We start from the raw sequence: 25286 nt of genomic DNA on the forward strand, positions 1-25286 counted from the left end.
CGTACGACCTGGGAGACAGGAAGACATGGCCACTTCTGCCGACACGACCATCGCCGCCCTCCGTTCGGGCCACGACGAACTCGCGGCGCTGGTCCGCGACCTCGGTCCGACCGACCTGACCCGGCCGTCCGGGGCCAGCGAGTGGCAGGTGTCGCAGGTGCTCAGTCATCTCGGCAGCGGCGCCGAGATCAACGAGGCGACCCTGAACGTGGCGCTGGGCGATGCCCCCGCGCTGGACGCCGACTTCAACAAGCAGGTCTGGGCCCGCTGGGACGCGATGAGCCCGATCGAGCACGCCGAGGGGTTCCTGGAGGCCAACCGGCGACTCGTCGAGCGGTACGAGTCGTTGGACGCGGCGACCCGGAACAGCCTGCGCATCGACCTCGGTTTCCTGCCCGAGCCGGTCGACCTGGCGACCGCCGCCGGAATGCGGCTAAGCGAGTTCGCCCTGCACGAGTGGGACGTGGAGGTCGCCTTCAACCGGTACGCGACGGTGGCACCGGCGGCGGTCCCGTTGCTGCTCGACCGGCTCGCCGGCCTGCTCGGCTGGATCGGCCGGCCGGAGGCGGTCGGCGAGCGGCCGGTGGAGCTGGCGCTGCGGCTGACCGACCCGGACCGATCCCTGGGGTTGCGGCTGACCGACCGGGTCGAGCTGGTGGAGCTGCCGGAGGAGCCGGCCGGGGAGATCTCGGGCCCGGCCGAGGCGTTCCTGCGGCTGGCCGCCGGCCGGCTGGCACCGGAGCACACCCCCGACACGATGACCGTGACCGGCCGGCTAAGCCTGGACGACCTGCGTCAGGTCTTTCCCGGTTACTGACCGGTCCGCCGGCCCGCCCGTCAAGCACTTGACAGCGATCGTCAAGTGCTTGACGATAGTCGTCAAGTGAGGAGGGCGGCGTGCCACCGACGCGTGACGACCTGGTCGAGCAACTGCTCCGGACGATGGACATCCGGCTACTCGATCCCCTGGAGATCCTGCTCGACGGGGACGACGTGGTCGACGCGCTGCGCACGGTGGTGCGGGTCCGGGCCGAGGACTGGGCGCACCGGCTGCTCGACGGAGCCGACCGGGAGGCGGTCGGCACCGCGATGCGGATCGTCTCGACGCTCTACCCCGGTGACAGTCCGTTCGAGCCGCCGCTCGACTGGTGGCGCAGTCCGCTGGGCCAGATCGTCGCGCGGCGGGTCGGCCATCCGACCGCCGACGCGGTGACGTACGCGGTGGCCGGCGCGATGCTCGGGATCACCCGGCAGGGGGTCCACGACCTGGTCAACCGGGGCAAGCTGGCCCGTCATCCGGAAGGTGGTGTGCTGCCCTCCTCGGTCCGAGACCGACTACTGAGCGAAGGGCGGCCCCGCCGTGTCTGACCCGTCCCACAACCGCGAGGCGACCACCGGCGACCGCGAGACAACGATCGGAAGCCGCGAGACAGCCACCGGAGACCTCGGGACAACGATCCGAGGCCGCGAGACGACCATCGAGTCCGGTCCGGTGCCGATCGTCGCCCGGGACCACGGCGGGTCCGGCCATCCGATGCTGCTGCTGCACGGCGCGGGCGGCAACCTCGTGCAGCTGGCCGGACTGGCCGGGGAACTGCGCTCGGCGTACCGGGTGGTGACGGTGGACCTGCGCGGACACGGGCGTTCCGGCGACGGCCCGTGGAAGTGGGACGAGGTGCTCGACGACCTCGCGGCTGTCGCCGACGGCCTGGGGCTGGACCGGCCGGCGGTGGTCGGTGTCTCCCTCGGCGGGATGCTCGCCAGCCTCTGGGCGGCCCGGTATCCGGACTGCCCCGGGGCGGTCAGCCTGGACGGCAACCCGCCGCCGAGCCGCCCCGACGACCTCGCCGGGCTGGCGCCGGAGCGGGCCGCCGCCGAACTCGACCGGCTGGCCGAGGTCTTCGACCGGATGTCCGCCGGGATGGCCCAGCCGCTGACCCCGGAACAGGTGGCGGCGGCGGTTGCCGGACAGCGCGCCGAGGCCCGGCGGTACGGTGCCGACGAGGAGGTCTGGGAGGAGGGCTTCCGGCGTAACCTGGTGCCGGCCGAGGCCGGGACGAGCCGGTCGCGTCTGCTGCCGGCGCTGGTCGGTGAGCTGCGCGCGGCCATCGCGTCGGTGGACCTGATCCCGGTCTACCGGGACGTCCGTTGCCCGCTGCTGCTGGTGCTGGCCACCGAGGACCTGCCGGAACAGCGCCCCTTCCACGACCTCTACGCCGCACACCGGCGCCGGAACCTGGAGCGGTTGGCGGCCGTCCGGGACAACCCGTCGTTCGACGTGGTCGAACTCGACGGCGCCAGCCACGCGATGGTGGTCGAGCGCCCGCGCGAACTGGCCGACCTGATCCGGACCTTCCTGTCCGGATAGGACCTGCCCGTACAGGTGGGGCCTCGGTGTCCAGGTAGGACCTTCCGTCCCGCTCGACCGGCACCCCTGTGCGCGATCTACGCCCTTGCGACCGGTGCGCGCGGGTCACCCCGATCGCCGGGTGACCCGCACGCACCGGGTAGCTCACTCCGGAACGCGCCGGTAGGCGCCGTCGCTGGCCGAGGTCGCCATCGAGGCGTACGCGCGCAGCGCCGCGGAGACCGGCCGCTCCCGGTCGGTCGGCGTGTACGGCCGGTCCCGCTTCTCCTGTGCGATCCGACGGGCCTGGAGCACCTCGGCCGACACCGCCAGCTCGATGCTCCGGTTCGGGATGTCGATGACGATCTCGTCGCCGGGCTCGACGAGCGCGATCAGCCCACCGCCGGCCGCCTCCGGGGAGACGTGCCCGATGGAGAGCCCGGAGGTGCCGCCGGAGAACCGCCCGTCGGTGATCAGGGCGCACTCCCGGCCCAGGCCGCGTCCCTTGAGGAACGAGGTGGGATAGAGCATCTCCTGCATCCCCGGACCGCCCTTCGGGCCCTCGTAGCGGATCACCACCACGTCACCGGCGACGACCTGCTTGCCGAGGATGGCGTCGACGGCGGCCTCCTGCGACTCGTATACCTTGGCCGGGCCCCGGAAGGTGAGGCACTCGGCCGGCACCCCGGCGGTCTTCACCACGGCACCGTCCGGGGCGAGGTTGCCGTGCAGGATCGCCAGCCCGCCGTCGGCCGTGTACGCGTGCTCCCGGTCCCGGATGCAGCCCTCGGCCGCGTCGGTGTCCAGCTTGGACCAGCGGTTGTCGGTCGAGAACGGCTCGGTGGTGCGTACCCCGCCCGGGGCGGCGTGGAACAGCTCGATCGCCTCCGGGCCGGCCTTGCCGCCCCGGATGTCCCAGTCGGCCAGCCAGCCGTCCAGGTCGGTCGAGTGCACCGCGTGCACGTCCCGGCGCAGCAGGCCGGCCCGGTCCAGTTCGCCGAGGATCGCCGGGATGCCACCGGCCCGGTGCACGTCCTCCATGTGGTATTTCGGGGAGTTCGGGGCGACCTTGGCCAGGCAGGGCACCCGGCGGGAGATCTCGTCGATGTCGGCGACGCCGAAGTCGAGTTCCGCCTCGCGGGCCGCCGCCAGCAGGTGCAGCACGGTGTTCGTGGAGCCGCCCATCGCCACGTCCAGGGCGACCGCGTTCTCGAACGCGGCCCGGGAGGCGATCGAGCGGGGCAGCACCGAGGCGTCGTTCCCGGCGTACCAGCGGTTGGCGATCTCCACGACGAGCCGGCCGGCCCGCTCGAAGAGCGCCTTGCGGGCCGCGTGGGTGGCCAGCACCGAGCCGTTGCCCGGCAGCGCCAGCCCGATCGCCTCGGTCAGGCAGTTCATCGAGTTGGCGGTGAACATGCCGGAGCAGGAGCCGCAGGTGGGGCAGGCGGAACGCTCGATCGCGCCGAGCTGGTCGTCGGTGACCGCGTCGTTCGACGAGGCGATCATTGCGTCGATCAGGTCGATCTTGTCGTGCACGATCCCCTCGATCGCCACCGTCTTGCCGGCCTCCATCGGGCCGCCGGAGACGAAGACGGTCGGGATGTCCAGCCGGAGCGCGGCGAGCAGCATCCCCGGGGTGATCTTGTCGCAGTTGGAGATGCAGACCAGGGCGTCGGCGCAGTGCGCGTTGACCATGTATTCGACGGCGTCGGCGATCAGCTCCCGGCTGGGCAGCGAGTAGAGCATCCCGCCGTGCCCCATCGCGATGCCGTCGTCGACGGCGATGGTGTTGAACTCCCGCCCGACCCCGCCGGCGTCGGCCACCGCGTCGGCGACCAGGCCGCCGAGGTCCTTGAGGTGGACGTGCCCGGGTACGAACTGGGTGAAACTGTTCGCGATGGCGACGATCGGCTTGCCGAAGTCGTCGTCCGTCATCCCGGTGGCCCGCCAGAGAGCGCGGGCGCCGGCCATCGTCCGGCCGTGCGTGGAGGTCTTCGACCGCAGGTCAGGCATCCGACAAGTCTGGCACTCCCACCCGCACCCCGCACCCCCCGATCCCCACCCCCGCCCACCCACCGAGACGCCGAGCAGGTAAGGAAGGGCCCCCGCTACAACAGAGAACGATATGCGGGAGCCCTTCCTTACACCGGATGCCCGAATAAGCGGGTTGTGCCTCTGATCGAGGAACCGGCGCGGGCTACCCCATGGAGTGCGGTCGATCCGGCAGAGTGATTCCGTGCAACTCGCCTCCGGTACGCCGGTTCTCGCCGTCGCGACCGGCCTCGCCTCCTGCTGCGGGCCGGTCATGCTGGCGCTGTCGGCGCACCGGCACAGCGGTGCCCGCCGGGTCGGGCACTGGCTGCTCGCCGCCGGCGGCGCGCTCGCGGCGGCCAGCGCCGGACTCGGGCTGTTCGCCCTGGTCACCATGGTCGAGCACTGGCAGCACGAGCAGGCCCAGCGGATCGGCCTGGCCACCGCGATCGCGGTCGGGATGGCGGTCAGCGGCGCGCTGCTCTGCGCCGGTCTGCTCCGGCTGCCGGGCGTCGCCGAGACCGGTGCCGCCGCGTTCCGGCTGGTCCTGGACGGGTTGGTGATCGGGGCGGCGCTCTGGTTCGTCGGCTGGGTGCTGCTCGCCGAGCCGACCCGGGTGCTCGGCGACCTCACCCCGAACGGATGCCTGGCGATCCTGGTGACCACCGTCACGGCGGCGGTGGCGGTCGGGGTGACCTTCATCGTCGGGGCCCGGGCCCGGGCGCCCCGACGCGGACTGCTGCTGACCGGGGTCGGGGTCAACCTGGTGACCGGGGCCGGGCTGCTCATCTCCGCCGGCATCTGCCAGGCCGGCCCGCTGGTCGCGCTGGTCGGCGCGCTGCTGTTGCCGGTCGGCCTGCTGATGGTCGCGCTCGGCGGCCGGGCGCCCGGGCCGGCGGGCGGGCCGGACGGCGACGTCATCCGGCGTGGCACCTACGCCGTGCTGCCGATGGTGGCGATGGCCGTCTCCGCCGTCTACCACCTGCTCGTCGGCGGCGACTTCCGGATCTTCGCGGTGGTGGCCGGCATCGTCGAGGGCTTCGGCCTGGTCGCCCGGCAGTACCTCGCGCTTGGCGACGTGCGGGCCTACGCGACCCGGCTGGCCGAGCGGGAGGCGCACTTCCGGGAGTTGGCGCACACCGATCCGCTGACCGGCTTGGCCAACCGCCGGGGGCTGCTCCGGGCGGTGCAGCAGCAGGCCGACCCGGAGACCCCCTGGGTGCTGCTCGGGCTCGACCTGGACGGCTTCAAGAACGTCAACGACATGCGCGGGCACGACGTCGGCGACGCGGTGCTGATCGAGGTCGGCCGGCGGCTGAAGACCAACCTGCGCCCCGGCGACCTGGCCGCGCGGCTCGGCGGCGACGAGTTCGCCGTACTGATGCGGGCCCGGCCCGCCGAGGCGCAGCGGATCGCCCAGCGGCTGCTCGGGGTGGTCGGTTCGGCGTACCGGCACGAGGCCGGGTCGGTCTTCCTGTCGGTGAGCATCGGCGTGGCGGACAGCGCCGACGCGGAGGACGTGGAGACGCTGCTGCGCAACGCCGACCTGGCCCTGCGCTACGCCAAGCAGCGCGGTAAGAACCGGGTCGAGCGGTACGACGCCGCCTACGACAACCTGCTGCGCCGGCGCACCACCCTGGAGCACGAGCTGCGCGGGGCGATCGAACGGGACGAGCTGCACCTCGCCTTCCAGCCGGTGGTGGCGGTCCCGTCGGTCCGGCCGGTCGGCGCGGAGGCGCTGCTCCGCTGGCACCACCCCGAGCTGGGCAACGTCGGCCCGGACGAGTTCATCCCGCTCGCCGAGGAGTGCGGGATGATCGCCAAGCTCGGCGCCTGGGTGCTGCACCGGGCCTGTCACCAGCTCTCCCTCTGGCTGGCCGCCGGGCACGACGTCTGGGTCTCGGTGAACGTCTCGCCCCGGGAGCTGCACGCACCGGAGTACGTCGTCCAGGTCACCGAGGCGCTGCGCGCCCACCGGGTGCCACCGCAGCGGCTGGTGCTGGAGGTGACCGAGCACGCCGTGGCGACCGACCTGGACGAGCTTATCCGCCGGCTGCGGGCGCTCCGGCTGACCGGGGTACGCATCGCGCTCGACGACTTCGGCGCCGGCTACTCCTCGCTGGGTCAGCTCCGCCGGCTGCCGATCGACATCCTCAAGATCGATCACAGCCTGGTCGCCGGCCCGGAGCCGGTCCGGCCGCCGCAGGGTCGCGCCTTCGCTCCGATGGTGGACGTGGTGATGCGGCTCGGCCACCAGCTCGGGCTGGAGGTGATCGCCGAGGGGGTGACGAACCCGACCGAGCTGGCCGCCGTCGTGGAGGCGGGCTGCCGGTTCGGGCAGGGCCAGCTCTTCGGTTGGGGAGTGCCGGCCGAGCACCTGGAGGCGATGCTGGAGGCGGCCAGCCCGCCGGAGGGGAGTGGTCCGGAGCCCCGCCCGCCGGCCGGCAACCGGGGCAGATCCGCCTCCCGGACCACCGGCAACCCGGCCGGCCCCGCCAGCGGCAGCGCCAGCCCCGGCAGCGCCAGCCCCGCCAGCGCCAGCCCCGCCAGCGCCAGCCCCGGCAGCGCCAGCAGCCGGAGTGCGCCCCGGCAGCGCCGGCCGGTCGAGGCGTCGACGGACCAGGAAACCGATCGTGCCCAGAATGCGGGATCAGTTGACTCATCGCGTGAGATGCGTCAGGCTTAGCCGCATGTCTGCGACCAGGTCCTTCCGAGTACTTATCTGAGCGCACTCTCGACCTCCGAGAGTGCGCAGGCCCCGTGCATCAGCACGAGGGCCGTTTTTATTGGCCACGTATCCGCGTTGGCAGGGCGGTCACCGTCGTCGGCGTACCGGTCCCTGCCGGTTCGGATGGACCGGTCCCCGCCCGGCGCGACGTCCGGTGCGAGGCGGCCCGTCCGCACCCTCCCCGCACACCTCGACAGAACAACTGCTCCGAGCGAAGGCCTGAATAGCCATGACGAGACCCACGCCCGAGACGCTGGCCAACAGCGCGCGCCGGCACCGCCCCGCCGCCGAGGGGGGCAACAGCCCTGCGGACCAGTTCCCCCGCCGACTCCGCCCGGGAGCCCAGCCGGCCGGCGAGCAGCCCGGCCCGCCCGCCGAGCCGGCCCGGCCGACCGGTGGCCAGGTGGTGGCGCCGGTCCAGGTCTCCGGGGCCGGTTCGCTGGTGAAGTCGCTGGAGGCGCTCGGCGTCGAGGTCGCGTTCGGCATCCCGGGCGGGGCGATCCTGCCGGCGTACGACCCGCTCTACGACTCGACCGTCCGGCACATCCTGGTCCGGCACGAGCAGGGCGCCGGGCACGCCGCCACCGGGTACGCCCAGGCCACCGGCCGGGTCGGGGTCTGCGTGGCCACCTCGGGGCCGGGCGCGACGAACCTGGTCACCCCGATCGCGGACGCCTACATGGACTCGGTGCCGATGGTGGCGATCACCGGTCAGGTGGCCAAGCCGGCGATCGGCACCGACGCCTTCCAGGAGGCGGACATCCAGGGCATCACCCTGCCGATCACCAAGCACAACTACCTGATCCAGACCGCCGAGGAGATCCCGCGGATCCTGGCCGAGGCGTTCCACCTGGCCGCCACCGGCCGGCCCGGACCGGTGCTGGTCGACATCCCCAAGGATGTCCTGCAGGCGCAGACCACCTTCTCCTGGCCGCCCACCCTGGACCTGCCGGGCTACCGGCCCACCCTGCACCCGCACGGCAAGCAGATCCGCGAGGCGGCCCGGCTGATGACCGCGGCCCGCCGCCCGGTGCTCTACGTCGGCGGCGGGGTGCTCAAGGCCGGTGCCACCGAGGGGCTGCGCCAGCTGGCCGAGCTGACCGGCATCCCGGTGGTGACCACGCTGATGGCCCGGGGCGCCTTCCCGGACTCGCACCAGCAGCACCTCGGCATGCCGGGCATGCACGGTACGGTCGCCGCCGTCTACGCGTTGCAGAAGTCCGACCTGATCGTCGCGCTGGGAGCCAGGTTCGACGACCGGGTCACCGGCAAGCTGGACTCGTTCGCCCCGGGGGCGGCGATCGTGCACGCCGACATCGACCCGGCGGAGATCGGCAAGAACCGGGCCGCCGACGTGCCGATCGTCGGCGACGCGAAGTACGTCATCGACGAGCTGATCGAGGCGGTCCGGGCGGCCGCCGCCGGGCAGACCGCGCCGGTCGACCGGACCGAGTGGTGGGCGCAGCTCGACGACCTGCGCGACCGTTACCCGCTCGGCTACGACGAGCCGACCGACGGCACCCTGGCACCGCAGTACGTGATCGAGCGGCTGGGCGCGATCGCCGGCCCGGACGCGATCTACGTGGCCGGGGTGGGGCAGCACCAGATGTGGGCGGCCCAGTTCGTCTCGTACGAGAAGCCGTACACCTGGCTCAACTCCGGTGGCCTCGGCACCATGGGGTACGCGGTGCCGGCGGCGATGGGCGCCAAGGTCGGCAAGCCGGACACGGTGGTCTGGGGGATCGACGGCGACGGCTGCTTCCAGATGACCAACCAGGAGCTGGCGACCTGTGCCCTGGAGGGGATCCCGGTCAAGATCGCCGTGATCAACAACGGCAACCTGGGCATGGTCCGGCAGTGGCAGACGCTCTTCTACGGCGAGCGCTACTCCAACACCGAGCTGGGCACGCACAAGCACCGCATCCCGGATTTCGTGAAGCTGGCCGAGGCGCTGGGCTGCGTCGGGCTGCGCTGCGAGAGCAAGGCCGACGTGGACAAGACCATCAGGGCCGCGATGGAGATCAACGACGCGCCGGTGGTGGTCGACTTCGTGGTCGGCAAGGACGCGATGGTCTGGCCGATGGTGGCCGCCGGGACCAGTAACGACGAGATCATGTTCGCCCGTGGGGTCCGCCCCGCCTTCGACGACGACGAGCTGTGAGGCCGCGACGATGAGCAAGCACACGCTGTCCGTGCTGGTGGAGAACAAGCCCGGTGTCCTGGCCCGGGTCAGCGGGCTCTTCTCCCGGCGGGGCTTCAACATCGACTCGCTGGCGGTCGGCGAGACGGAGAACCCGGACGTCTCCCGGATCACCATCGTGGTCAACGCCGAGACCTCGCCGCTGGAGCAGGTCACCAAGCAGCTCAACAAGCTGGTGAACGTACTCAAGATCGTGGAGCTGGATCCGGGTGTCTCGGTCGCCCGGGAGCTGGTGCTGGTCAAGGTCCGGGCCGACCGCTCGCAGCGGGCCCAGGTGCTGGAGACGGTGAACCTGTTCCGGGCCAGGGTGGTGGACGTGGCGCCGGACACCCTCACGATCGAGGCGACCGGCACCGCTGACAAGCTGGACGCGCTGCTGCGCGATCTCGAACCGTTCGGAATCAAGGAAATGGTGCAGTCGGGTCTGGTGGCCATCGGGCGGGGCTCCCGTTCGATCACCACCGGTTCCGCGCTGCGGGCCGCCTGAGCACGGCGTTACCGCACAACGATTGGCAACGGCGGGCCCGGCCGGGTCGCGCCGCAGGAGAGGAAAGTCATGACCGCTGAGGTGTTCTACGACGACGACGCCGACCTGGGGCTCATCCAGAGCAAGAAGGTCGCGGTGCTCGGGTACGGCAGCCAGGGCCACGCCCACGCGCTGTCGCTGCGCGACTCCGGCGTCGACGTGGTGATCGGTCTGCCGGAGGGTTCGAAGAGCCGGGCCAAGGCGCAGGAGCAGGGCCTTCGGGTGCTGACCCCGGCCGAGGCGTCGGCCGAGGCCGACGTGATCATGGTGCTGGCGCCGGACACCGCGCAGCGGTCGCTCTACGCCGACGCCATCGCGCCGCACCTGACCGCCGGCAAGGCGCTGTTCTTCGGCCACGGCCTGAACATCAGGTACGGCTTCATCACCCCGCCGGCCGACGTCGACGTGGCGATGGTCGCCCCGAAGGGCCCGGGTCACCTGGTCCGCCGGCAGTACGTCGACGGCAAGGGCGTGCCCTGCCTGGTCGCGGTGGAGCAGGACGCCACCGGCACCGGCTTCCCGCTGGCGCTGGCCTACGCCAAGGCGATCGGCGGCACCCGGGCCGGTGCGATCCGCACCACCTTCAAGGAGGAGACCGAGACCGACCTCTTCGGCGAGCAGGCGGTGCTCTGCGGCGGCGCCGCCGCGCTGGTGCAGACCGGTTTCGAGGTGCTCACCGAGGCCGGCTACGCCCCCGAGGTGGCGTACTTCGAGTGCCTGCACGAGCTGAAGCTGATCGTCGACCTGATGTACGAGGGCGGCATCGCCCGGATGCGCTACAGCGTCTCCGACACCGCCGAGTACGGCGACTACTCGCGCGGCCCGCGGGTGGTCGACGCCCGGGTCAAGGACGAGATGCGGAAGATCCTCGCCGAGGTGCAGTCCGGCGAGTTCGCCCGGGAGTGGATCGCCGAGGACGACGCGGGGCGGCCGAACTTCACCAAGTGGCGGGCCGAGGGCGCGGCGCACCCGATCGAGGAGACCGGCAAGAAGCTGCGCGGCATGATGAGCTGGGTCGATCGGCCGATCACCGAGACCGCGTGATCGACCCGCCGATCACCGAGACCGCATGACGCTGTTTCCCGCCCCGGGCCGGTGCTTCACCTCCGGCCCGGGGCGGCGTCTTCCCGCCGGTGGAGATCCCTGCCGGTGGAGATCCCCCTCGTTACCGGATCATCCACCGGCGAGTTACCGGATCATTGCCATTCGACGTCCGGTCGGTACCCCGGCCGGCGGCGGCAGGAAATGGTCGGCGGTTACGGGCGGTTAATGCGTCGGCTCGGGTACTGTCGCCGCATGCGTCTGGAGCAATCGCACCGCACCGAGCGTTTCGGCGCCGTCCGTATCCACGAACTCCAGCGTGTCGTACAGCTGGACTCGGGGGACGCCACGGGCACCACCGGCGAGGGGATCGTTCCGCAGGCGGCGTTGCGCGCGATCGAGCGGCAGATGGTCATCGTCATTCCCTGCATGAATGAAACACGCAGAGTAATCGAAGGCGTGCTCTCGGGGATTCCGCACGACTGTCTGATCGTGCTGGTCTCGAACAGCGCCCGGCAGCCGGTCGACCGCTACGAGATGGAAGCGCAGACCCTGGAGCAGCACTGCCGGGCGGCCGAACGGCCAGCGATCATGGTGCACCAGCGGGATCCCGGGCTGGCCGCCGCGGTCAAGGCCGCCGGGATGCCCGAGCTGATCGACTCCGACGGGCTGGTCCGGGCCGGCAAGGGCGAGGCGATGCTGATCGGCATGGCCGTCGCCGCGCTGACCGGCCGGAAATACCTCGGCTATATCGACGCCGACAACTATGTGCCGGGTGCCGTGCACGAGTACGTCAAGGTCTACGCCGCCGGCCTGCACCTGGCCGCCAACCCGTACGCGATGGTCCGGATCTCCTGGCACTCGAAGCCGAAACTGCGCGACGGCCGGCTCTTCTTCAGCCGCCGCGGCCGCAGTTCCGAGATCACCAACGAGTTCCTCAACCGGCTGGTCGCCGAGTATTCCGGGTTCGGCACCGAGGTGATCGCCACCGGCAATGCCGGCGAACACGCGCTCAGTCTCGACCTCGGGCTGCGGATGCGGCTGGCCGGCGGTTTCGCCGTGGAACCGTTCGAGTTCGTCGAACTCTTCGAGCAGTTCGGCGGGATACTCGACACCGCGCATCCGGAGGTGATGGCGAGTTCCGTGCCGGTGCTCCAGATCGAGACCCGCAACCCGCACTTCCACGACAACAAGGGCGAGGACCACGTGCAGGGCATGCGGATGCAGGCGCTGAACGTGCTCTACCACTCGCCCGTCGCGCTGCCCGCCGTCCGGCAGGCGATCCTCGACTTCATGGTCGCCCAGGGGGCGCTCGCACCCGGCGAGGAGCCGCCCCGGGAGCGGATCTACCCGCCGGTCGGTTCGCTCGACCTGGACCTGCTGCGCGACGTACTGGAGACCGAGGCGGGGACCTTCCGGCAACTCGGCACCCGGTCGCCGGCCAGCCTGCTGCGGCCCCGGCCCGCGCTGCCCGAACCCGGGGTCTTCACCTCGGCCTGAGCCGCCGTCGCCGAACCGTGACCGCGTCGACGTGACCCTGCCGACGCAGGTCGGTGGAGCCTGTGAGGGCACTCACGCGGTTCGGCGGCGCACCGTGCGCAGCAGGACGCCTACCATCGGCAGAACAGGTGCGTCCGCACCGGAGGGAAGCACCGGTTTTGGCGGAAGCGCGGGACGCAGTGCGGCGCCCACGTGGCCACAGACCTCGCCCGGCCGACATATACGAGGACCAATGACTCCCGTCGTACTGATCGCAGAAGAGCTCGCTCCCGCCGCAATCGACGTGCTCGCGCACGACTTCGACGTACGCCACGTCGACGGCACCGACCGTCCTGCCCTGCTCGGCGCGCTCGCCGAGGCCGACGCGGTCATCGTACGCAGCGCCACCCAGATCGACGCCGAGGCGATCGCCGCCGCACCCCGGCTGAAGGTGGTGGCCCGGGCGGGCGTCGGGCTGGACAACGTCGAGGTCCCCGCCGCGACGGCCCGGGGTGTGATGGTGGTCAACGCGCCGACCTCGAACATCGTCTCCGCCGCCGAGCAGGCGGTCGCGCTGCTGCTGGCCGTCGCCCGGAACACCGCCAGCGCCAGCTCGGCGCTGAAGGCGGGGGAGTGGAAGCGGTCCAGGTACACCGGCGTGGAGGTGCAGGGCAAGACCGTCGGGGTGGTCGGGCTGGGCCGGATCGGGGTGCTCTTCGCGCAGCGGATCGCCGCCTTCGGCACCCGGCTGATCGCGTACGACCCGTACGTGCAGCCGGCCCGTGCGGCGCAGCTCGGCGTACGCCTGGTCGGGCTGGAGGAGTTGCTCCGGGAGAGCGACTTCATCTCGATCCACCTGCCGAAGACCCCGGAGACGGTCGGCCTGATCGGCGAGAAGGAACTCGCCCTGGTCAAGCCGGGCGTCCGGATCGTCAACGCGGCCCGGGGCGGCCTGATCGACGAGCAGGCGCTGGCCGACGCGATCGCCGAGGGCCGGGTCGGCGGGGCCGGCATCGACGTGTACTCGAAGGAGCCCTGCACCGCCTCGCCGCTGTTCGCCTTCGACAACGTGGTGGCCACCCCGCACCTGGGCGCCTCCACCGCCGAGGCGCAGGACAAGGCGGGGCTGGCGGTGGCCCGCAGCGTCAAGCTGGCCCTCCAGGGCGAGTTCGTGCCGGACGCGGTGAACGTGCAGGCCGGCGGCGTGGTCGCCGAGGACGTCCGGCCGCTGCTGCCGCTGGCCGAGAAGCTGGGCAAGGTCTTCACCGCGGTGGCCGGCGGGGTCGCCGCCAGCGTCACCGTGGAGGTACGCGGCGAGATCGTCGCCAACGACGTCTCGGTGCTGAAGCTGGCCGCCACCAAGGGTCTGTTCACCTCGGTCGTCGAGGAGCAGGTGAGCTACGTCAACGCGCCGCTGCTCGCCGCCGACCGGGGCGTCACGGTGGCCCTGACCACGCACGCCGAGACCATCGACCACCCGAACCTGGTCACCGTGCGCGGTGCGTTGCCGGACGGGCGTACCGTCTCGGTCTCCGGCACCGCCGTGCACGCCGGCACCCGCGACGTGCTCAAGCTGACCGAAGTGGACGGTTTCGACCTGGAGCTGGGCGCGGACGGCATCCTGCTCTTCTTCCGCTACGTAGACAAGCCCGGCGTGGTCGGCACCATCGGGTCGATCCTCGGCGAGGCCGGGGTCAACATCGCGGCGATGCAGGTGGCCCGGCGGTCCGCCGGCGGCGAGGCGCTGATGACCCTGACGGTGGACTCGGCGACCGCGGCGGAACTGCTCAGCTCGGCGGCCGACTCGATCGGCGCGGTCGCGGCGAGCGCCGCCGACCTGCGCGACGAGGAGGCGTGACTGGGATCTGACCCGGTAGCCCGGACGGGGCGGGGCGCCGCCCGCCGCCCCGCCCGGGTCAGCCGCGCACCGGGGCCGGCGGCGGATAGACCGAGCCGTCCTGCGGGTCGAGCAGCATCAGGCCGTGCTGCCCGGCCAGCCGTTCGATGTCGAGCAGCACCTGGTCCGGACAGGACTCGTCGAGGTTCATCTCGACGTGGTCGGCGGCGGCGTGCAACGGGCTCACCGCCCATGGCGTGTCCGGACCCGGCCGGTCGGGATAGCCGGCGGTGATGGCCCGGTAGAACGCGACGACTCGCGGGTCCGGGCTCCCCTCGCGGTGGGCACCCTGCCGGCAGCGGGCGTGGGCCGCGCGTACGTCCTCGGCGGCGGCGCCGGGCCCGAGCGCCCAGACGATCAGATCGAAACTCACACCGGGCTCCCGTGTCCCATCAGGGTTGACAGATCAGAACTCACGGGGGTACAGGGTGCCACTGACCCGGTGACCTTTTCTCGGATACCCCGGCGACACGCGGGACGGACGCTCTTGCGGGGACTCGCGCCGGGTCGATAGCGTATTGACGCGGATACCCGGCGAGTTCCTGGGCGTGGACTCGTCTTCGGGTGATGAGGCGTCGCGCCGGCCGGGTAGCCAGCACCCCCGTGTGCGCGAGCCACGCGCACTCGTCGCTGATCGGCCCTCGCGATCGTTGCCGAGATCGCGGGGGCCGATCGCGTTGCTGGCGGCCCCGGAAGAGGGTGTGCTCAGCGGGAGGCGGCGAAGAGGACCCGGTAGCCGTCCCGGGTGGGAAACCAGTCCAGGCCGGTGCGGCCGGCGGCGAACAGCGCGGTGGCATAGCCGTCGGCGACCGCCAGGTCCGGGCCGGTGACCGTGGCCGCGACCAGTTTGTCGGCCGGCTGCCCGGTGTGCGGGTCGACGACGTGGTCGCGCCGCCCGGCGACCCCGGAGGTGCCGACCGCTCCCGAGGTCAGCTCCAGCATCGTCGGCGCCCGGTCGGCCTGGGTCGGGTGGTGCACCGCGACCCGCCAGGGGCCGCCGTGCGGCGCGTGGCCGCGTACCACCAGGTCGGCGCCGCTGACCACGGCGTAGTCCTCGATGCCGGCGGCGCGCAGCCGGGCGGCGGCCCGCTCCACCGCCCAGCCGACCAGCAGGCCGCCGGGGTCGAAGCCGCCGGGGACCGCCCAGGCGTCGAACCAGCCGTCGGTGGCGGCCCGCATCGCGGCGCACCGGGCCACGATGTCGGCCAGCGGCGGGTACGCGTCGGCGGCGATCTCGCCCCGGCGCAGCCGCGACACCAGGCTGGTCGGCCGGGCCGGGCTGTAGGTGAGGTCGATCGCCCGCAGTTCGGCGACCGCGTCCCGCAGTGCGTCGCCTACCCCGCGCCAGCCGAGCGCACCCACGCCGTTGAGCACCAGGGTGTAGTCGGCGATCGAGGTCTGCACGGTGTGCCGGGCGACCACCCGGTCGGCCAGGGTCGCACCGGGCCGGACGTTGCGCCAGCCGGCGCCCAGCCGCAGATCCGGCCGTCCCCGGCCCACGGCGGGCGCCGGCGGCAGGCCCCGGCTGCGCTGTCCCCGGCCCCGGCTGCCCGGGATTCGCATGTTCGCCCCCTGGATCCGCACGTCGACCCCCTGGATCCGTTCCTGCCCCCGGCCCGCGGCCCGTTCCCCCCGGCCCGCGAACCCGTTCTCCGCGCTCACCATAGGAAGCGAAGATGGCCGGAGCATGAGTACTGGCTGAGAAGCTCCTGTGCGGTTGGCTTTCCAGATGATGGGAGCGGCGTACCGGGAGCCGGGACGGTCCCTTAACGTTCCCTAGACACGACGGAGGCAAGGGAGCTGGGACGTGGCGGTGGCGCGGATCGCGGTGGTGGCTGGCGACGGCATCGGGCCGGAGGTGGTCGAGCAGGCCCGCAAGGTCCTCGACGCCGTACTGCCCGGGGTCGAGGCCACCGAATACGACCTTGGTGCCGCCCGCTACCACCGGACCGGCGAGGTGCTGCCCGACTCGGTGCTCGCCGAGTTGGCCGGGCACGACGCGATCCTGCTCGGCGCGGTCGGCGACCCGAGCGTCCCGCCGGGGGTGCTGGAGCGCGGCCTGCTGCTCAAGCTCCGCTTCGAGTTCGACCAGTACGTCAACCTCCGGCCGTCGCGGCTCTGGCCGGGCACCACCGGCCCGCTGGCCAGCGTCAAGCCGAACGAGATCGACCTGGTCGTCGTCCGGGAGGGCACCGAGGGGCTGTACGCCGGTGCCGGCGGCACGCTGCACCGGGACAGCCCGGCCGAGATCGCCACCGAGGAGAGCCTGAACACCCGGCACGGCGTCGAGCGGGTGATCCGGGACGCCTTCGCCCGCGCCGGCCGCCGGGAGCGCCGCAAGGTCACGCTGGTGCACAAGACGAACGTGCTGACCCACGCCGGTTCGCTCTGGGCCCGGGCATTCGCCGCGGTCGCCGCCGAGCACCCGGACGTCGAGACGGAATACCAGCACGTCGACGCCGCCGCGATGTTCCTGGTCACCCAGCCGCAGCGCTACGACGTGGTGGTCACCGACAACCTCTTCGGGGACATCCTCACCGACATCGCCGCCGCGGTCACCGGCGGGATCGGGCTGGCCGCCAGCGGCAGCATCAACCCCGAACGGGCGTACCCGTCGATGTTCGAGCCGGTGCACGGCTCGGCGCCGGACATCGCCGGCCAGGGGATCGCCGACCCGGCCGCCGCGGTGCTCTCCACCGCGCTCCTCCTCGACCACCTCGGCCACCCCGACGCGGCCCGCCGGGTAACCGAGGCGGTCGCCGCCGAGCTCGCCTCCCGGGGCACCGGCTCGCCGCGGCGCACCGCCGACGTCGGGGACCGGCTCGCCGCCCACGCGGCCGGCTGAGCGCCGCCGAGCGGCTTCTGGACGTCACCGGGCACCTACCCGGGTGTTCGCCCCGACCGGTCCACCGCTCGTCCCGGCCGCCTCCGACGGCCCCGGCAGGGCCGTCGGTTCTGGGTGAAGGCGCGGGTGGTGCGGCTCGTCGGTCCGCACGGAGGGTCGAGGATGAACGACCGTTCGGGTAAGTTTCAGGCACAACTCCCATGTTCCGGCCCGTCCCCTGTTCCGGGCGCCGGGTCACTTCTCTGGAGGTCAGCACGATGAGCGGTGGTGACAAGCTCGACTTCGAGATCCGTCCGAATCCTCAGCCGGTAGCCGCCGCCGAGCGCGCGGCGCTGGTGGCCAACCCGGGATTCGGTCGGGTCTTCACGGACCACATGGTCACGATCCGGTACGCCGAGACCAAGGGCTGGTACGACGCCCGGGTGGAGGCCCGGGGGCCGATCCCGATGGACCCGGCGAGCGCGGTGCTGCACTACGCCCAGGAGATCTTCGAGGGGCTCAAGGCGTACTCGGCGGCGGACGGCTCGGTCACGATGTTCCGGCCGGACGCCAACGCCGCCCGGTTCAACGACTCGGCCCGCCGGATGGCCATGCCGGAGCTGCCCGAGGCGGTGTTCCTGGACTCGTTGCGGCACCTGGTCCAGATCGACCGGGAGTGGCTGCCGACGTCGGAGGAGGGCAGCCTCTACCTGCGGCCGTTCATGTTCGCCAACGAGGTCTTCCTCGGGGTGCGCCCGGCCAACGAGTACCTCTTCCTGGTGATCGCCTCGCCGGTCGGCTCGTACTTCGCCCGGGGGGTGCAGCCGGTGAACGTCTGGGTCTCGCCCACCTACACCCGGGCCGCGCCCGGCGGCACCGGCGAGGCGAAGTGCGGCGGCAACTACGCCGCCTCGCTGGCGGCCCAGGCGGAGGCGAGCGAGCACGGCTGCGAGCAGGTGGTCTTCCTCGACGCCGTGCAGCGCCGCTACGTCGACGAGCTCGGCGGCATGAACATCTTCTTCGTCTACGACGACGGCACCCTGGTCACCCCGCCGCTCGGCGGGTCCATCCTGCGCGGCATCACCCGCGACTCGCTGATCACCCTCGTCCGGCAGTCCGGCGGTACGGTGCTGGAGCGGCCGGTGGCCTTCGACGAGTGGCGGGCCGACGCGGCCAGCGGGCGGCTGCGCGAGGTCTTCGCCTGCGGCACCGCCGCGGTGATCACCCCGATCGGCCGGGTGCGCCACCCGGACGGCGAGTTCTCGATCGCGGACGGCAGTCCTGGCGAGGTCACCATGGGGCTGCGGCAGAAGCTTGTCGACATCCAGCGCGGCCGGGCCGGGGACAGCAACGGCTGGATCCACCGGATCGGCTGAACCGGGTCGGGGGCGGCTCGACGGCTCCGGGACGATCGCGGGCCGCCCCGCGACGGGTCCTGTCGCGGCCGCCCCGCGACGGGTCCCGGAGCCCCTCAATGCAGCAGGTGGGTGCGGAGGGCTTCGATCCGGTCCGGCGGAAGACCGGCGCCGACCAGGTAGTCCGGTACCGACCCGTGCCGGTCGCGCAGCTCGGCCAGGAAGAGCGTCATCGCCTCGGCCGGTGAGGCGAGGAACGGGGCCGGCAGTGGCGGCTCGCCCGGCATCGCGCTGGCCAGCCACTCGCTGAACCGGGCCGAGGCGGCGGTGCTCCGGGCGTAGTCCTCGGCGATGTCCTCGTCGGCGACGCCGAGCACCGAGAGGACCAGCGCGCAGACCACGCCGGTCCGGTCCTTTCCGGCCACGCAGTGCACCAGCACCGGAGCCGCCTCGGCGTCGGCGATCACCTCGACCGCCGCCGCCAGGCCGGCCGAGCCGGTGCTGGCGAGGTCGTGGTAGCGGTCCGCCAGCCAGCGGCCCAGCCCGACCTCCTCGGACCAGCCGGACACCTCCCAGAACGCGTGCTCGGGATGGATGTGCTGGTAGACCAGGCCGTCGTAGGCGGGGACCCGGCCGTGTTGGCGCACCTCGGAGGGGCGGCGCAGGTCGACCACGGTGCGGATGCCGAGCGCCTGGAACGCCTGCCGGTCGACGCCGTCGATCCGGTGCGGGGAGTCCGAACGGTAGAGCCGCTCCCGGCGGACGAGCCGGCCGTCGAGCCCGGGTACCCCGCCGACGTCCCGGAAGTTGAAGAGGGTTTCGAAGACCGCCGCCGTACGCGCCGAAGATCCGTCCACGTCCTCCACCGTAGTGCCCGGCCGGAAGACGCCGCTGGCCGGCGGGGCGGAAGCCCCACCGGCCAGTTGACCGCGGGTCGCGCGTCACATGGCGCGGCCCGGCGGGATGCCCCAGCCCGAGGGGCCGTACGTCCCGCCGTAGTAGCCACCGAGCTTGTCCCGGTAGGCCGGGTCCTCGTATCCGGCGCCGTCGAACTCCGGTGCGGCCTTGATCTGGTCCTTGCTCCGGTCGACGTACACCTTCTGGCCGTCGTGGTCGACGTGGTTCACCACGCCGGCCGGCAACATGACCTTCTTGCCGAAGATCCACGGTCCGGTGTCCACCACCAGGTAGCTGGCGTTCACCTCGTGGCTGGCACTGTCGATCTTGCCAATGCCGCCGTCGGTCGCCTCCACCTTGTAGCCCACCAGGTCGGCACCGGTCACCCCGGCCTCGTCCCGGTAGCGCCACGGGTCGAAGTCGCCTGCGGGCGTGCCGCCCGCGAACGCTCCACCACCGCCGTGAACCAGAGGATCCGGCGTCTGCTGCGGGGTCGTCTGAGGATCGAGCCTGTCCATTGGCTATCACTCCTCTTCTCGACTGTCTCGACGTTCTCCGCTGTCGAGGGGACATCTACCCGGGGTGATGGATTCCTACACCGACCTGCCAGCCCGTCCCGCGATGTGGATTTTCCCTCCCACATCCTCGCGACCATGGCACCATACGTTCCGTGACCTGCTCCGCACTCATTATTGGCAGCTAGCGCGCCGGCATCCTTCCCGCCGAGCGCGCAGACCTCCCGCATTCGCGGGGGGTCATTTTGTTTGTCGGGCCAGGAGGCACACACCGGAGCAGGGGCCGCGCCCTTGCTGAAGGAGATCCAGATGACTTACCAGGTGTTCGACACGACGCTGCGCGACGGCGCGCAGCGCGAGGGGATCAGCTACTCGGTCGTCGACAAGCTGGCGGTGGCCCGGCTGCTCGACGAGTTCGGTGTCGGCTTCATCGAGGGCGGCTGGCCGGGGGCGATGCCGAAGGACACCGAGTTCTTCCGTCGGGCCCGCACCGAGCTGGACCTGAAGCATGCCGTCCTGGTCGCCTTCGGGGCCACCCGCAAGGCCGGCGTCGCCGTCGACGCCGACCAACAGCTGCGCGCACTGCTGGACGCGGAGACCCCGGCGGTCTGCCTGGTCGCCAAGTCCGACATCCGGCATGTCGAGCGGGCGCTGCGGACCAGCGCGGCCGAGAACCTGGCGATGGTCCGGGACAGCGTGGCGCACCTCGTCGCCCAGGGGCGGCGGGCCTTCCTGGACTGCGAACACTTCTTCGACGGCTTCCGGTACGACCCGGCGTACACCGCCTCGGTGGTGGAGACGGCGCTGGAGGCCGGGGCCGAGGTCGTGGTGATGTGCGACACCAACGGCGGGATGCTGCCCTCCCAGGTGACCGCGGCGATCGGCGAGCTGACCGAGCGGCTCGGCATCTCGCCGGCCCGGCTCGGCATCCACACCCAGAACGACACCGGCTGCGCGGTGGCGAACACAATCGCCGCGGTCGAGGCCGGGGTACGCCACTTCCAGGGCACCGCCAACGGCTACGGCGAGCGGCCCGGCAACGCCGACCTCTTCGCCGTGGTCGGCAACCTGCAACTCAAGCTCGGGCTACCGGTCCTACCGGACGGGTGCCTGGAACAGATGGTGCGCGTCTCGCACGCCATCGCCGAGATCGCCAACATCGCCCCCGACACCCACCAGGCCTACGTCGGGGCCGCCGCATTCGCCCACAAGGCGGGGCTGCACGCGAGTGCGATCAAAGTGGATCCGCTGCTCTACAACCATGTGGACCCCGCCGTGGTGGGGAACGACATGCGGATCCTGGTGACGGAGATGGCCGGCCGGGCCAGCATCGAGCTGAAGAGCCGCGAGCTGGGTCTGGACCTGGCCGGCCATCCCGACACCGCCGCCCGGGTCACCAAGCGGGTGAAGGAGCTGGAGGCCGGCGGCTGGTCGTTCGAGGCCGCCGACGCCTCGTTCGAGCTGCTGGTCCGCGCCGAGCTGCCCGGGATGACCGCGCCCCGGCCGTTCGCGCTCGAGTCGTACCGGGTGCTTGTCGAGCACCGCGAGGACGGTGCGGTCGTCTCGGAGGCGACGGTGAAGCTCCGGGTACGCGGCGAGCGGGTGATCGCCACCGCCGAGGGGAACGGGCCGATCAACGCCCTGGACGAGGCGCTGCGGATCGCGCTGCTGCGGCACTATCCGGAGCTGCGCGGGTTCGAGCTGGCCGACTACAAGGTACGGATCCTGGAGGGCAGCCACGGCACCGGTGCGGTCACCCGGGTACTCGTGGAGACGGCCGACAGCGCCGGCCGGGACTGGACCACTGTCGGCGTACACCCGAACGTGGTGGAGGCGAGCTGGCACGCGCTCGTCGACGCGTTGACGTACGGCATGGCGCGTACTCCGGCCGAGGTCTGAGCCGCCGACCCGACGTACGGCCCCGCCGCGGCTACGACCGCACGCGGGGCCGTCGCATTTCCGGATGCGCCTGCACCGGTGTTGCCGAAATTCGGGGGGACCGGAAGGTGAAATCCGAGAGCGGCTTGTGTTCTGGATCGGTGCCATCGACGCGCGGGTCGTGAAACGGACCACAGTGGACAGTGCGTTCGGCTGGCACCCCTATTGACCTGCTGCTTTGCCGAATGCTATGTTCGCTCGTGGTTGTCGAGTGGCCACTCTGAGTAGTATCTGCTGGTGAGCGCGGGGCTCCGGTCGGCGTCGACCGGGCGTTCAACGAGCGACACAATCGTGCGTCAATGACTTGACGCAGCCTCCACCTGTCCGGTTATCCGCCTTCGAGAACGTTCGCAGAAATTGTCGGGCATTCCGTTTCGGCGGTAAGTGGAAGCGGGCGGAAGCGTACGTGGGACGGGCGGAAGCGTACCCGGAAAAGCAGGTCGACAGCTCGGCCGTCTCCACAGTCGCCAGAGACCATCACCAACCTGGGTAGAAGAAAGAGATGACGTCATGGCCAGAATCTTCGGACGTAAGACGATCCTGCTAGCCGTCGGAGTGCTCGCGCTGACCCTCGCCGGTGGCGGCATCGCCGTCGCCGGACCGGGCCACCGCGCCGACCCCGACGCGGTCCGGGTCGCCGGCAAGGTGGTCCAGCAGCCGCCGGTGACCCAGGCCGACATCGACCTGGCCAAGGCCGCGCTGCTCAAGGGCGACGCGGCCGTGCAGGCGTCGAGCGCGCAACTCTTCGCCGTGGTAAGCGCCAACGGCGGCCTGATCCGGGGCAGCCAGGCGGTTTCGGCGACCTCGCTGGGTCTCGGCGTCTACCAGGTGGTCTTCAACGTGCCGGTGAACACCGGGGCGTTCGTGGCCACGATCGGCTTGACCGGCAGCGTCGGCACCTCGCCGTCGGGCCTGATCTCCGTGGTCGGCCGGACCAACCTGGCCCAGGGCGTGTTCGTGCAGACCTGGAACGCCTCCAACCAGCCGGCCAACCGGAGCTTCCACCTGGCAGTGTTCCTGCCCTGATCCCCCCGGTGTCCGCCGGCCTCCGTGTCCCCGCGAACGGGCACGGGGGCCGGCGGCGTCCGGTCGGGGCGCCGGCCCCCGCCCGGTCAGGTGGCCGGCAGGATCAGGTCGGCGAGTACCGGGCGGTGGTCGGAGCCGGGCAGCCGAAGCACCGCCACCCGGACGACGGCGATCCGCCGGTCCACCAGGACGTGGTCGATGGTCACCGGCGGGATCAGGTCGCCGTCGTACGGGCCCCAGGTGCCGACCAGCCCGGCCCCGACCCGGTCGGCGGCGTCGGCGTAGCCGGTGTCGAGCAGGTCGCGCAGCGGGGCGTGGTCCGCGGTGGCGTTGAAGTCCCCGGCCAGGATCCGCAGTGGACCGTCCACGGTGGCCGGTGGCTGGGCCCGCAGGTCCGCCCGCCAGTCCGCCAGCCACGCCAGCGAGGCGGGCGCCATCGGGTGCACCGACTCCACCAGCACCGCCGGCCCGCCCGGAGGCTGAACCGTCGCGTACGCCTGGGAGAAGCCGCCGCCGTTGCGCCGGATGCCGGCGTCCCGCAGCGGATGCCGGGAGTACAGTGCCGAGCCGGTCGTGCCGACCTCGGGGTTCACCTGCCGGTGCGGCAGCAGTTCGGCCAGGCCGAGCCGGTCCAGTGTCGCCTCCGACTCCGGGGTGAACTCCTGGGTGGCGAGCACGTCGACGCGTTCGGTCCGGACCAGTGCGACGAGCGTCGCCGGCTCGCCCGCCCCGGCCAGCAGGTTGGCGGTGAGCACCCGCAGCGGAGGGCCACTGGCGGCCGGCTGCCGGTCCGGCAGCGCGCGGGGGGCGACCAGGACGACCAGGACGAGCACCGCGACGGCCGCGGCGGACGCCGTCCACCAGCGCCGGGCGGCGACCGCCAGGCCGAGCGGGAGCAGTGCGCCGGGCAGCAGGTACGGGGTGAAGGCCAGCAACTGCACCAGTGGCCCGTACTCCAGGCCGACCAGTCGTGCCGCCAGCAGGCCGAGCACGGGCAGCAGCGACAGCCAGCAGAGTCCGGTCAGTGCCCGTCGACCCGGTACCAGTCGACCCAGTGCCCGTCGCCCCGGCCCGCCCGACCCGGCCGGGTCGGTCCGGTCGGCCGCAGCGGGCTGGTCGGCCGGGTCGGTCCGGTCGGCCGGAGCGGGCGGAGCGGGCGGGCCGGGCGGCGGCGACTGGCCCGGGGCGAGATCGAGGTCCACGCCGGGACGTTATCGGTCCGATGTGCGCGTCCGGTGAAGAACGCGTGCCGGCGGTGCGGCTAGTTCGGGGTCGGCCAGGTGTTGCCGAGCACCCCGGTCAGCGCGTCGTACTGGTACACGGTGGTCCGGTGCCGCCCGGCCGCCTGGTGCTCCTTCACCTGGCTGACCAGTACGCCGATCTTCACGTGGTCCCGGCTGACCACCGAGCGCCACGGCACGCCGTCCCGGGACACGTCGACCTGGTTCGCGAAGTTTCCGTCCGGGGCGGTGATCGAGTAGCGCGGCCCGGCCGGCGGGTCGACGTCCAGGCCGCCGTCGGCCCGGATGGTGAGGGTGACCACCAGGTTGTTCTCCGGGTCGTGGATCTGCGCCGGGTCACCGGCGTAGAAGCGGGAACGGCCCTGGCCCTGGATGTCCATCCCGTTGTAGAAGGTCCGGCCCTGCGCGTCGACCCAGAAGTGCGGCACGTGCGCCCGGGGTGCCGAGTAGGTCAGGCCCGGGTAGTAGGCCAGATGCCAGTGCGGCGGGTTGTCCGGGTGCAGCACGTTGTTCGTCTCGAAGCCCATCAGCGAGAAGAAGTGTCCCTTGCGCCGGGCCTCGGCGACCAGCCCGGAGTCCCGGAGCACCGCCTCGCTGGCGATCATGTAGTTGATCACCGCGCCGGCCTGTGCCGCCGGCCAGTCCACAGCGGTCCACGGCCCGGCCACCCGGTCCGGGTCGTTGTGCTCGATCCGCCAGTGCAGCCCGCTCGACGTGTCCGGGCTGAGCATGCTCCAGACCTGCACCGTCGCCTGGTTGGCGTTCACCGACGACCAGGTCACCGGCAGGGTGAAACTGATCCGGTACGGCGCACCGGCGTGCCGGCGGATCGCCGGCCGGGTGTCGGTGGCGACCACCGAACCGACCCAGGTGCCCGGCCAGTCCACGGTGACCGTGACCGCCTCGCTGCGCGGCCCCCGGACGAAGGAGTAGTACTCGGCCCGGCTGGCCACCTGGGTCGCGGCGCCGGGTACGAGTTCGTAGCCGACCGGCAGGGTGATCCGCGGCGTACCGGGCTCGCCGGGGATCGCCTTGACCAGCCGGAAACCCGCGTAGCTCGGCGGCGGCACCGGGTCGGGGGCCGCCGCCGCGGGTGCCGCGAACGCCAGCACCGCGGCCGTCGCCAGCAGTATCGCCCCGCACCGTCGCAGCATCACAGTGCCTCCCCGTTCGTCCCGTCCCGGCGCGCCTGACGCTTTTGCGTGCCGATGATTTTATTGGTACGGCAGAGGTTTTCGGCA

Annotated in this window: 20 protein-coding genes; 13 read left to right on the top strand and 7 right to left on the bottom strand. The window is 72.1% G+C overall.

Features of this window, described 5'->3' with window-relative positions:
- Positions 1-25 precede the first annotated feature (25 nt).
- The 3 genes from ACN28A_RS22605 (at position 26) to ACN28A_RS22615 (ending at position 2368) form a co-directional block, all read left to right on the top strand.
- A complete protein-coding gene (locus tag ACN28A_RS22605; RefSeq protein ID WP_421397744.1) occupies positions 26-817 on the top strand; it encodes a maleylpyruvate isomerase family mycothiol-dependent enzyme in 792 nt (263 codons plus the stop codon).
- 80 nt (positions 818-897) lie between these two features.
- On the top strand, positions 898-1368 hold the full coding sequence (locus tag ACN28A_RS22610) for a hypothetical protein (RefSeq protein WP_421397747.1): 471 nt from the start codon (positions 898-900) through the stop codon (positions 1366-1368).
- A 124-nt stretch (positions 1369-1492) separates the two neighbouring features.
- A complete protein-coding gene (locus ACN28A_RS22615; protein ID WP_421397749.1) occupies positions 1493-2368 on the top strand; it encodes an alpha/beta fold hydrolase in 876 nt (291 codons plus the stop codon).
- 144 nt (positions 2369-2512) lie between these two features.
- Here ACN28A_RS22615 and ilvD read toward each other — a convergent pair whose 3' ends face one another.
- Positions 2513-4360, bottom strand: a complete 1848-nt coding sequence (gene ilvD, locus ACN28A_RS22620) for a dihydroxy-acid dehydratase (protein ID WP_421397750.1) — start codon at positions 4358-4360, stop codon at positions 2513-2515.
- Positions 4361-4583: 223 nt separating this feature from the next.
- On the opposite strand from ilvD, the gene ACN28A_RS22625 reads away from it, so the two are divergent.
- From ACN28A_RS22625 to serA, 6 genes are all read left to right on the top strand, one after another.
- A complete protein-coding gene (locus ACN28A_RS22625; protein ID WP_421397753.1) occupies positions 4584-7064 on the top strand; it encodes a putative bifunctional diguanylate cyclase/phosphodiesterase in 2481 nt (826 codons plus the stop codon).
- 271 nt (positions 7065-7335) lie between these two features.
- On the top strand, positions 7336-9267 hold the full coding sequence (locus ACN28A_RS22630; RefSeq protein WP_421397754.1) for an acetolactate synthase large subunit: 1932 nt from the start codon (positions 7336-7338) through the stop codon (positions 9265-9267).
- 10 nt (positions 9268-9277) lie between these two features.
- Positions 9278-9793 (top strand): acetolactate synthase small subunit, encoded by a 516-nt coding sequence (gene ilvN, locus ACN28A_RS22635; RefSeq protein ID WP_101370234.1) that lies wholly within the window; start codon positions 9278-9280, stop codon positions 9791-9793.
- A 69-nt stretch (positions 9794-9862) separates the two neighbouring features.
- Positions 9863-10876, top strand: coding sequence for a ketol-acid reductoisomerase (gene ilvC, locus ACN28A_RS22640; RefSeq protein ID WP_421397757.1), 1014 nt, complete (start codon positions 9863-9865; stop codon positions 10874-10876).
- A 252-nt stretch (positions 10877-11128) separates the two neighbouring features.
- Positions 11129-12373, top strand: coding sequence for a mannosyl-3-phosphoglycerate synthase (gene mpgS, locus ACN28A_RS22645; RefSeq protein WP_421397759.1), 1245 nt, complete (start codon positions 11129-11131; stop codon positions 12371-12373).
- Between the two features lie 232 nt (positions 12374-12605).
- The gene (gene serA / locus ACN28A_RS22650) at positions 12606-14210 is read left to right on the top strand and encodes a phosphoglycerate dehydrogenase (RefSeq protein WP_421397761.1); all 1605 of its coding nucleotides are present in this window, start codon (positions 12606-12608) and stop codon (positions 14208-14210) included.
- Positions 14211-14268: 58 nt separating this feature from the next.
- Here serA and ACN28A_RS22655 read toward each other — a convergent pair whose 3' ends face one another.
- Positions 14269-14622 (bottom strand): hypothetical protein, encoded by a 354-nt coding sequence (locus ACN28A_RS22655; protein WP_421397763.1) that lies wholly within the window; start codon positions 14620-14622, stop codon positions 14269-14271.
- Between the two features lie 332 nt (positions 14623-14954).
- A complete protein-coding gene (locus tag ACN28A_RS22660; RefSeq protein WP_421404577.1) occupies positions 14955-15812 on the bottom strand; it encodes an FAD:protein FMN transferase in 858 nt (285 codons plus the stop codon).
- 250 nt (positions 15813-16062) lie between these two features.
- Here ACN28A_RS22660 and ACN28A_RS22665 point away from each other — a divergent pair, with 250 nt between their 5' ends.
- A complete protein-coding gene (locus ACN28A_RS22665; RefSeq protein ID WP_421404579.1) occupies positions 16063-17094 on the top strand; it encodes a 3-isopropylmalate dehydrogenase in 1032 nt (343 codons plus the stop codon).
- Between the two features lie 257 nt (positions 17095-17351).
- Positions 17352-18449 carry a branched-chain amino acid aminotransferase gene (locus ACN28A_RS22670; RefSeq protein WP_421397764.1) on the top strand — a complete coding sequence of 366 codons (1098 nt, stop codon included), beginning with the start codon at positions 17352-17354 and terminating at the stop codon, positions 18447-18449.
- 95 nt (positions 18450-18544) lie between these two features.
- Here ACN28A_RS22670 and ACN28A_RS22675 read toward each other — a convergent pair whose 3' ends face one another.
- Both ACN28A_RS22675 and ACN28A_RS22680 read right to left on the bottom strand, forming a co-directional pair.
- Complete coding sequence (locus ACN28A_RS22675; protein WP_421397766.1) at positions 18545-19294, bottom strand: tyrosine-protein phosphatase; 750 nt, start codon at positions 19292-19294, stop codon at positions 18545-18547.
- 75 nt (positions 19295-19369) lie between these two features.
- The gene (locus ACN28A_RS22680) at positions 19370-19843 is read right to left on the bottom strand and encodes a PRC-barrel domain-containing protein (RefSeq protein WP_421397769.1); all 474 of its coding nucleotides are present in this window, start codon (positions 19841-19843) and stop codon (positions 19370-19372) included.
- Positions 19844-20149: 306 nt separating this feature from the next.
- On the opposite strand from ACN28A_RS22680, the gene cimA reads away from it, so the two are divergent.
- Complete coding sequence (gene cimA / locus ACN28A_RS22685) at positions 20150-21739, top strand: citramalate synthase (RefSeq protein WP_421397772.1); 1590 nt, start codon at positions 20150-20152, stop codon at positions 21737-21739.
- A 549-nt stretch (positions 21740-22288) separates the two neighbouring features.
- Positions 22289-22804, top strand: coding sequence for a hypothetical protein (locus ACN28A_RS22690; RefSeq protein WP_421397774.1), 516 nt, complete (start codon positions 22289-22291; stop codon positions 22802-22804).
- A gap of 86 nt (positions 22805-22890) precedes the next feature.
- Here ACN28A_RS22690 and ACN28A_RS22695 read toward each other — a convergent pair whose 3' ends face one another.
- Together ACN28A_RS22695 and ACN28A_RS22700 are read right to left on the bottom strand one after the other, a co-directional pair.
- Positions 22891-23859, bottom strand: a complete 969-nt coding sequence (locus ACN28A_RS22695; protein WP_421404581.1) for an endonuclease/exonuclease/phosphatase family protein — start codon at positions 23857-23859, stop codon at positions 22891-22893.
- A gap of 206 nt (positions 23860-24065) precedes the next feature.
- On the bottom strand, positions 24066-25202 hold the full coding sequence (locus tag ACN28A_RS22700) for a hypothetical protein (protein ID WP_421397776.1): 1137 nt from the start codon (positions 25200-25202) through the stop codon (positions 24066-24068).
- Between the last annotated feature and the right edge of the window lie 84 nt (positions 25203-25286).

Origin of the sequence: Plantactinospora sp. WMMB782 (assembly GCF_049179135.1) — a bacterium.
In the GTDB taxonomy this organism is placed as follows: Bacteria; Actinomycetota; Actinomycetes; order Mycobacteriales; family Micromonosporaceae; genus Plantactinospora.

What these genes read in the sequence shown, in the direction of transcription:
- ACN28A_RS22605 (WP_421397744.1), top strand. Translation starts at nt 26, where the DNA reads ATGGCCACTTCTGCCGACACGACCATCGCCGCCCTCCGTTCGGGCCAC.
- ilvD (WP_421397750.1), bottom strand. Translation starts at nt 4,360, where the DNA reads ATGCCTGACCTGCGGTCGAAGACCTCCACGCACGGCCGGACGATGGCC.
- ACN28A_RS22630 (WP_421397754.1), top strand. Translation starts at nt 7,336, where the DNA reads ATGACGAGACCCACGCCCGAGACGCTGGCCAACAGCGCGCGCCGGCAC.
- ilvN (WP_101370234.1), top strand. Translation starts at nt 9,278, where the DNA reads ATGAGCAAGCACACGCTGTCCGTGCTGGTGGAGAACAAGCCCGGTGTC.
- ilvC (WP_421397757.1), top strand. Translation starts at nt 9,863, where the DNA reads ATGACCGCTGAGGTGTTCTACGACGACGACGCCGACCTGGGGCTCATC.
- mpgS (WP_421397759.1), top strand. Translation starts at nt 11,129, where the DNA reads ATGCGTCTGGAGCAATCGCACCGCACCGAGCGTTTCGGCGCCGTCCGT.
- serA (WP_421397761.1), top strand. Translation starts at nt 12,606, where the DNA reads ATGACTCCCGTCGTACTGATCGCAGAAGAGCTCGCTCCCGCCGCAATC.
- ACN28A_RS22660 (WP_421404577.1), bottom strand. Translation starts at nt 15,812, where the DNA reads ATGCGAATCCCGGGCAGCCGGGGCCGGGGACAGCGCAGCCGGGGCCTG.
- ACN28A_RS22670 (WP_421397764.1), top strand. Translation starts at nt 17,352, where the DNA reads ATGAGCGGTGGTGACAAGCTCGACTTCGAGATCCGTCCGAATCCTCAG.
- ACN28A_RS22680 (WP_421397769.1), bottom strand. Translation starts at nt 19,843, where the DNA reads ATGGACAGGCTCGATCCTCAGACGACCCCGCAGCAGACGCCGGATCCT.
- cimA (WP_421397772.1), top strand. Translation starts at nt 20,150, where the DNA reads ATGACTTACCAGGTGTTCGACACGACGCTGCGCGACGGCGCGCAGCGC.
- ACN28A_RS22690 (WP_421397774.1), top strand. Translation starts at nt 22,289, where the DNA reads ATGGCCAGAATCTTCGGACGTAAGACGATCCTGCTAGCCGTCGGAGTG.